The sequence below is a fragment of the Kitasatospora sp. NPDC059817 genome (assembly GCF_042731835.1).
In the GTDB taxonomy this organism is placed as follows: Bacteria; Actinomycetota; Actinomycetes; order Streptomycetales; family Streptomycetaceae; genus Kitasatospora.
The window spans coordinates 1-6,202 of record NZ_JBHWIR010000164.1; the positions used below are offsets into that span (position 1 = coordinate 1).

Consider the following 6,202-nt stretch of genomic DNA (forward strand, 5'->3'; position numbering starts at 1 on the left):
GAGTGCGTGCATCGCAAGGCGGAGGAGGGAGTCCATGCGGAGTATCGGCGACCGACGACAACGCGGCGAGGTGCGTGCTCCGACGCCGCGCGCCCGGCGTGATCCGAAAGAGAGCCCCTAGGCCGTTCGGCTGGCCCCGGGGCCGGGGCGGGGGCAGGCTGGGGGGTGAGAGACAGACCCGGCCCTGCCGCACCCCGGCTCGGAGCGCGCCCGGACCGGCCGAGGAGACGGAGCCCGCCATGACCGACATGAGCGAACGGGCCGAGATGAGCACGGACCGTGACGAGGACGTCCGCGCCGCGGATCCCGAAGAGGGCATCACCTCGATGCAGAACCTGCACGCGCAGGACACCTCCCAGGCGGAGGGCGAGCCCACCCTGGAGGAGTCCGGTCCGGACCGCTGAACAGCTGTGAGCACCCGACCGCCCGGTGGGACCGGGCGGTCTTCGCGACCGCAGGTGTCGCTGCCCGGACAGCGGCTCACCGGCGGGGGAGGATAAGCGCATGACCGAACACGATCAAAACGGCAGGCAGGCCCGACCGCCCGTCGACCCGCGCACGTCGTGGGCGACCTGGACCACCCAGTCGATCATCAGCGGCCCCGGCGGGGTCGCCACCACCGAGATCGGCCCCATCTCCGGCGACCTCACCGTGCACACCACCTGGGTGGACGGCGAGGCCCGGCTCACCGTCCAGTACTCCGGCGCGCTGGACTGGTACACGGTGACCGGCAGCCCCGTCCCGGCGGCCGACGAGACCACCGCGCGGGCGATACACCAGGCGATGGTGAACGGCGTCAAGGCCGGCCGGGGCGCGGCCGCCCCGGCCCCGCCGGACAGGCTCTAGCCAGGAGCCCCCCGCCGGACAGGACCCCACCAGAAACCTCAGTCCCCCGGGACGACCTCGCCCCGCACCGCCGGCGCCGCGGCGGCCCAGTAGGCGCGGTCGACCGGGGGACGCGCACGCAGGTCCGCGCGGACCTCGCCGGCCAGCCGGCGGGTGTCGCGCCGGTTGACGGTGGCGCCGATGCCGGCGCCGACCAGCAGCGGGGTGAGCGACGGCAGGCGGCGCAGCGAGCTGCGGGTGAGCCGGCGGCTGAGCTGCTGGCGCACCTCCGCCCCGAGCGCCAGGGCGGCGAACCCGGCCGGCCGGGACAGCAGCCTCGCGTCGATCCCCCGGCGGTTCGCCCAGGCGCTCAGGTAGGCCCCGGCCCGCTGGGTGACACTGCCCGGCGCCCGGGCGCCGTAGACCTCGTGCAGTTCGGCGATCAGCTTGATCTCCACGGCCGCGACGGCGAGCGTCTCGGCCGCGATCTCCACCGGCATCGCGGGCGGCACCGGCAGCATCGCCGCCGCGCCCACGCCGGCGCCGAGCGCGCCGGAGGCCCGGGCCGCGCCGGTGACCAGCAGGTCGGCCAGCGCCTCGGGGTCGGCCGCGCCGGGGTGCTGGGCGCGCAGCGTGGCGAGGTCGCGCACGGGGATCCGCGGCGCGGCCTGCACCAGCTGCTCGGTGAGGGCCCGGCCGCCGAACGCGGCACCCTTGGCGGCGACCCGGCCACCCCGGCCGAGCAGGTGGGCCACGTTCGCCACCAGGGCCCGGCCACGGCCACGGCCGGCCCGGTACTCGGCGATCTGCCACTCGCCCTCGGGCTGCTCGGCCTGCTCGACCAGTTCGGCGAGCTCGCCGGCCAGGCCGGCGTCGGGCACGGGGGCGGGCACGGGGGTCGGGGCGGGCTCGGGGACAGGCCTGGAACGTCCGGGTTTACGGAAGACTGCCATGGATGTCCGGTACCCCCTCCGCCCCCGGGGTACGCCCTACCCCGTGATCTCGACCCCGCGCCAGAACGCCACCCGGCCGCGGATCTCCTCGGCCTCCGGCTTCGGGTCGGCGTAGTACCAGGCCGCGTCGGGGTTGGTCCGCCCGTCCACGTCCAGCGTGTAGTAACCGGCGGTGCCCTTCCAGCCGCAGACGGTGGTGGTGTCGGACGGGCGCAGGAATTCGGTCCGGACGGATTCGACCGGAAAGTAGTGGTTGCCCTCGACGACGACGGTCTCGTCGCTCTCGGCGACGACGGTGCCCTGCCAGCGCGCTGTGGTCATGCCGCCGATTCTGCCCCAGGGGCGGACGGCACCCGGGTGGTTCGCGGAAATCGTCCGCGGATGCCGGACGGCCGGACAGCAACCAGGGCAGCGGCCAGGGCAACGGTCAGGGCAGCGGCTCGGCGTGGACCGGCAGGTGCGGCGACTGGTGGCCGCCGCTGGCGAGCATCCGGACCTCGCCGGCATTGCTGATCTCGGCACGGACGATGCCGCTGGCGTCCTCGTACACCGGGTGTCCGCCTGGGCCCGTCGCGCTGGTGCGGACGACCACGACGACGTCCTGCGGGGCCTGGGTGCCGGGGGTGCCGGGGAAGGTGAGCACGTAACGGTTCGCGGGGGTCATCTCCATCTCCTGTCCCGATTGTCCCGATCTCCTGGTCCCGATGCGCGGCCGCGGTCGCCGGGCCCGCCGAACGGCGGTCGGCCTACGCGGTCGCCTCGGCGGCCCGGGCGGGCGCGCCGCGGACCTCCAGCTCGGTGAGCAGCCGGGCGGTGGCCTCGGCGACCGCGTCCACGGCCCGGTCGAAGGCCTCGCGGTTGTGCGCCGCCGGGGCGCGGAACCCGGACACCTTGCGGACGTACTGCAGCGCGGCGGCGCGGAAGTCGTCCTCGTCGGCGTCGAGCGTCACCGGCGGGCGCAACGTCTTGATGTTGCGGCACATGCACCCAGTCTCGCGCGTGGACGCCGTACTGGCGACCCCCTCCCGTCACACGCACCTCACGGCGGCGTCATCCGGCCGGATTAGGATGCCGGACGAACGAATCCCCCCGTCCCGCCGCGCCTCCCCGTCCGCGGGCGTCACCCCGGAGTCACCCCCTTGCCTCTCGCGCTGCTCGCGCTGGCCGTCACCGCGTTCGCCATCGGCACCACCGAATTCGCCGCCATGGGCCTGCTCCCCCAGGTCGCCGACGATCTGCACGTCTCCATCCCGCAGGCCGGCTGGCTGATATCCGCGTACGCGCTGGGCGTGGTCATCGGCGCCCCGCTGCTCACCGCGCTGGCCTCCGGCCGGCCGCGCAAGGCGGTGCTGGTGGCGCTCGCCGGGCTGTTCGCCACCGGCAACCTGCTGTGCGCGCTCGCACCGGACTTCTGGACGCTGGCCGCCGCCCGGCTGATCACCGGACTGCCGCACGGCGCGTTCTTCGGGGCCGGCGCGGTGGCCGCGGCCGAACTGGTGGCCCCCCACCGCCGGGCCCGGGCGGTGGCCGTGATGTTCTCCGGCCTGACCATCGCCAACATCGTCGGCGTGCCGGCCGCCACGCTGCTGGGCCAGCACCTGGGCTGGCGGGCGACCATGCTGGTGGTCGTCCTGATCGCCGCCGCCGGGACGCTCGCCATCGCCCGGCTGGTGCCGTCGCTGCCCTCCCCCGGCCAGGCCGGGCTGCGGCACGAGCTGCGGGCCTTCCGGGACGGGCAGCTGTGGCTGGCGCTGGCCACCGTGGTGTTCGGCTGCGGCGGCTTCTTCGCCTGCTACAGCTATATCGCGCCGCTGCTCACCGAGGTCTCCGGGTACGCCACCGGCTCGGTGACGCTGGTGCTGGCGCTGTTCGGCGTGGGGATGACGATCGGCAACGTGATCGGCGGGTTCGCGGCCGACCGGGCGCTGCGCCCGACGGTCTGCGCCGCCTTCGTGCTGCTGGCCGCCACCCTGGCGCTGTTCGCGGTGACCGCGCACGCCCGCTGGTCGGCCGCCGTCACGGTGGTGCTGATCGGGCTGTTCGGCTTCGCGATCGTGCCGGCGGTGCAGACGCTGGTCCTGCAGAAGGCGCGCAGCGCGCCGACGCTGGCCTCGGCGACGGTGCAGGGCGCGTTCAACCTGGCCAACGCGCAGGGCGCCTACTTCGGCGGGCTGGCCCTGGACGCCGGGTTCGGCTGGACGGCGCCGACCCTGGTGGGCGCCGTCCTGGCCGCTTCGGGCGCGCTGATCGCGGTGCTCGCCTGGGCGGCCGACCGGCGCCGGTCCGTGCCCGCCGCACCCGAGCGGGCCGCGGCGGCTCCGGCCACGGCGGCTCCGGTCGGCGTCCAGAATTAGGCCTGGGGCTGGGGCTGCGCCAGGGGTTCGAGCTCGCGGTGGGCGGCGGCCAGCAGCAGGTAGCCCTCGCCGTTGGCCTTGATGCCGGCCTTCTCGTCCTCGGTCAGCTCGCGGCGGACCTTGGCCGGGACTCCGGCGACCAGCGAGCCGGGCGGCACCCGCATCCCCTGCGGCACCACCGCGCCCGCCGCGACCAGCGAACCGGCGCCGATCCGGGCGCCGTTGAGCACGGTGGCGTTCATCCCGACCAGGGCGTCGTCCTCGACCACGCAGCCGTGCAGCACCGCGTTGTGCCCGACCGAGATCCGCTCGCCGACCACCAGCGGGAAGCCGGGGTCGGCGTGCAGGGTGCAGTTGTCCTGGATGTTGCTGTCCTGGCCCACGGTGATGGACTCGGCGTCGCCGCGCAGCACCGCCCCGTACCAGACGCCCGCGCCGGGGCCGATCGTCACGTCCCCGACCACGACGGCGTTCGGTGCGAGGAAGGCGCTCGGGTCGACGGTGGGCGCCTTGCCCCCGACTGCGGCGATCAGCGGCTCTGCCATGTCTCGTCCTCCTGGTGACGGTCGGCCGTTCCTGTCGCCGGACAGCGTAGGGGGCGGTCCGACCCGCAGCACACGCCCTACCCCTGCCCGCCGCAGACGCCGGCGTTCACCACCCGCTGCCAGGCGGCGAGGGCCGCGGCCGGATCCGGCGTGTCGTAGAAGGTCGTGCTGTTGGCGAACTGGCGCTTCCCGTCGAGCGAGCCGAGCATCATCGTGCTGTAGCCGGGGATCCCGCCGGCGTGGCCCCAGAACGCGCCGCACGGGGTGTCCACCCGCTGGAGGCCGAGCCCGTAGGCCTGGCCCCCGCCGTGGGCGGTGGTCTTCTGCATCTCGGCGAGTTCGGCGGGGCGCAGCAGCCGGCCGCCGAGCAGGGCGCGGATGAACGTCGTCAGGTCCGCGGTGGTGGAGATGCCCGCGCCGGAGGGGCCGGCCATGGAGGGGTTGAGCGCGGTGACGTCGGCCGGGCCGCTGTCGAGCTTGAGGTAGGCGTGGGCGTGCGGGCCGGGGATGACCGGGGAGTAGAGCGGCATCGAGGTGCCCGTCAGGCCGAGCGGGCGGATGATCCGGCGTTCCACCTCCTCGTTCCAGCCGTGGCCGGTGAGGTGTTCGATGATCAGCGCGACCAGGGCGTAGTTGGTGTTGGAGTACTGCCAGTCCTGGCCGGGGCGGAAGGCGGGCGGGTACTTGTCGGCGAGGTCCACCTGGTCCTGCGGGCTGTAGGACGTGTAGCGGCCGGTGTCGAGCCAGTTCTGGTCGTAGGAGTTGAAGGCCGGGTCCTGGGTGTAGTCGGCGACGCCGCTGGTGTGGTTGAGGAGTTCGCGGACGGTGATGTCCGCGCTGTTCGGCACCGCGCCGGGCAGCAGGCTCTCCAGGCGGTCGTCCAGTCCCAGTCGTCCCTCGCCGACGAGTTGGAGCAGCACGGTGGCCACGAAGGTCTTGGTGGTGCTGCCGATCCGGAAGCGGCCCGCGGGGTCGGCGGGGGTGTCGGCGCCGAGCCGGGCGATGCCGCCGGCAGCGCGGTGGACGAGCCGGCCGTTCTCCCGTACGCCGGCGAGGGAGGAGGTGGCGACGTTCTTCGCGGTCAGGTCGGCGAGGGCCGTGTCGAGGGCCGTCCAGTCGGCGCTGCGTTCGGTGGCACTCGCCGGGCGGGCCGTGTCCTGGGCGGCGGCGGCCGGGGCGAGCGCGGCGATCAGGCCCGCGCCCGCGAGGGCCGCGACGGCGGCGCGCAGGGCCGGCCCGCGTCGGCGGCGCCGGGTGGTGGCGGCTGGGTCGGTGGTCATGACGTCCTCCCTGGTCCGGTCGGCAGGGCTGTCAACCTCCGCCGCTGCCATGGTCTTTGACACCATGGCAGGGCGACTGCGGGGCAGTCGTCAGCCTCCGGGGCGGCGCGTCTGCTACCTGGGGAGGGGCGTGACCCTGACGGGGTCCCGGAGCCGCGGCCCCCCGCCCCGGGGGGGGGGCGGGGGGGCGGGGGCGGGTAGGTGTGCGGGTGGAGGTGTGGCCTGTTCTCGCTGTACGAGCGCAA

General features: G+C 74.9%; 9 protein-coding genes. 3 read left to right on the top strand and 6 right to left on the bottom strand.

Annotation, left to right across the window (positions count from 1 at the left end; genetic code table 11):
- Window positions 1-239 precede the first annotated feature (239 nt).
- Together ACFV61_RS27640 and ACFV61_RS27645 are read left to right on the top strand one after the other, a co-directional pair.
- A complete protein-coding gene (locus ACFV61_RS27640; RefSeq protein ID WP_159398310.1) occupies window positions 240-404 on the top strand; it encodes a hypothetical protein in 165 nt (54 codons plus the stop codon).
- Window positions 405-504: 100 nt separating this feature from the next.
- A complete protein-coding gene (locus tag ACFV61_RS27645; protein ID WP_063346072.1) occupies window positions 505-846 on the top strand; it encodes a hypothetical protein in 342 nt (113 codons plus the stop codon).
- Window positions 847-884: 38 nt separating this feature from the next.
- On the opposite strand, the gene ACFV61_RS27650 is transcribed toward ACFV61_RS27645, so the two are convergent.
- From ACFV61_RS27650 to ACFV61_RS27665, 4 genes are all read right to left on the bottom strand, one after another.
- Window positions 885-1,718, bottom strand: coding sequence for a hypothetical protein (locus ACFV61_RS27650; RefSeq protein ID WP_380494487.1), 834 nt, complete (start codon window positions 1,716-1,718; stop codon window positions 885-887).
- Between the two features lie 96 nt (window positions 1,719-1,814).
- On the bottom strand, window positions 1,815-2,099 hold the full coding sequence (locus tag ACFV61_RS27655) for a DUF427 domain-containing protein (protein WP_363372965.1): 285 nt from the start codon (window positions 2,097-2,099) through the stop codon (window positions 1,815-1,817).
- 106 nt (window positions 2,100-2,205) lie between these two features.
- The gene (locus ACFV61_RS27660) at window positions 2,206-2,442 is read right to left on the bottom strand and encodes a DUF6296 family protein (protein ID WP_063350858.1); all 237 of its coding nucleotides are present in this window, start codon (window positions 2,440-2,442) and stop codon (window positions 2,206-2,208) included.
- Window positions 2,443-2,524: 82 nt separating this feature from the next.
- Window positions 2,525-2,761 carry a DUF2277 domain-containing protein gene (locus ACFV61_RS27665; protein WP_350886016.1) on the bottom strand — a complete coding sequence of 79 codons (237 nt, stop codon included), beginning with the start codon at window positions 2,759-2,761 and terminating at the stop codon, window positions 2,525-2,527.
- A gap of 156 nt (window positions 2,762-2,917) precedes the next feature.
- On the opposite strand from ACFV61_RS27665, the gene ACFV61_RS27670 reads away from it, so the two are divergent.
- Window positions 2,918-4,132, top strand: coding sequence for an MFS transporter (locus tag ACFV61_RS27670; protein ID WP_380344541.1), 1,215 nt, complete (start codon window positions 2,918-2,920; stop codon window positions 4,130-4,132).
- Here the strand turns inward: ACFV61_RS27670 and ACFV61_RS27675 are convergent.
- Window positions 4,129-4,677, bottom strand: a complete 549-nt coding sequence (locus ACFV61_RS27675) for a gamma carbonic anhydrase family protein (RefSeq protein WP_063346077.1) — start codon at window positions 4,675-4,677, stop codon at window positions 4,129-4,131. The genes ACFV61_RS27670 and ACFV61_RS27675 overlap by 4 nt on opposite strands.
- Before the next feature lie 77 nt (window positions 4,678-4,754).
- Window positions 4,755-5,957 (bottom strand): serine hydrolase domain-containing protein, encoded by a 1,203-nt coding sequence (locus tag ACFV61_RS27680; RefSeq protein ID WP_380494489.1) that lies wholly within the window; start codon window positions 5,955-5,957, stop codon window positions 4,755-4,757.
- Window positions 5,958-6,202: the final 245 nt, after the last annotated feature.

Bases quoted from the DNA above. Each gene is read 5' to 3' on its own strand.
- ACFV61_RS27640 (WP_159398310.1), top strand. From the start codon at position 240: ATGACCGACATGAGCGAACGGGCCGAGATGAGCACGGACCGTGACGAG.
- ACFV61_RS27660 (WP_063350858.1), bottom strand. From the start codon at position 2,442: ATGACCCCCGCGAACCGTTACGTGCTCACCTTCCCCGGCACCCCCGGC.
- ACFV61_RS27655 (WP_363372965.1), bottom strand. From the start codon at position 2,099: ATGACCACAGCGCGCTGGCAGGGCACCGTCGTCGCCGAGAGCGACGAG.
- ACFV61_RS27645 (WP_063346072.1), top strand. From the start codon at position 505: ATGACCGAACACGATCAAAACGGCAGGCAGGCCCGACCGCCCGTCGAC.
- ACFV61_RS27675 (WP_063346077.1), bottom strand. From the start codon at position 4,677: ATGGCAGAGCCGCTGATCGCCGCAGTCGGGGGCAAGGCGCCCACCGTC.
- ACFV61_RS27680 (WP_380494489.1), bottom strand. From the start codon at position 5,957: ATGACCACCGACCCAGCCGCCACCACCCGGCGCCGCCGACGCGGGCCG.
- ACFV61_RS27665 (WP_350886016.1), bottom strand. From the start codon at position 2,761: ATGTGCCGCAACATCAAGACGTTGCGCCCGCCGGTGACGCTCGACGCC.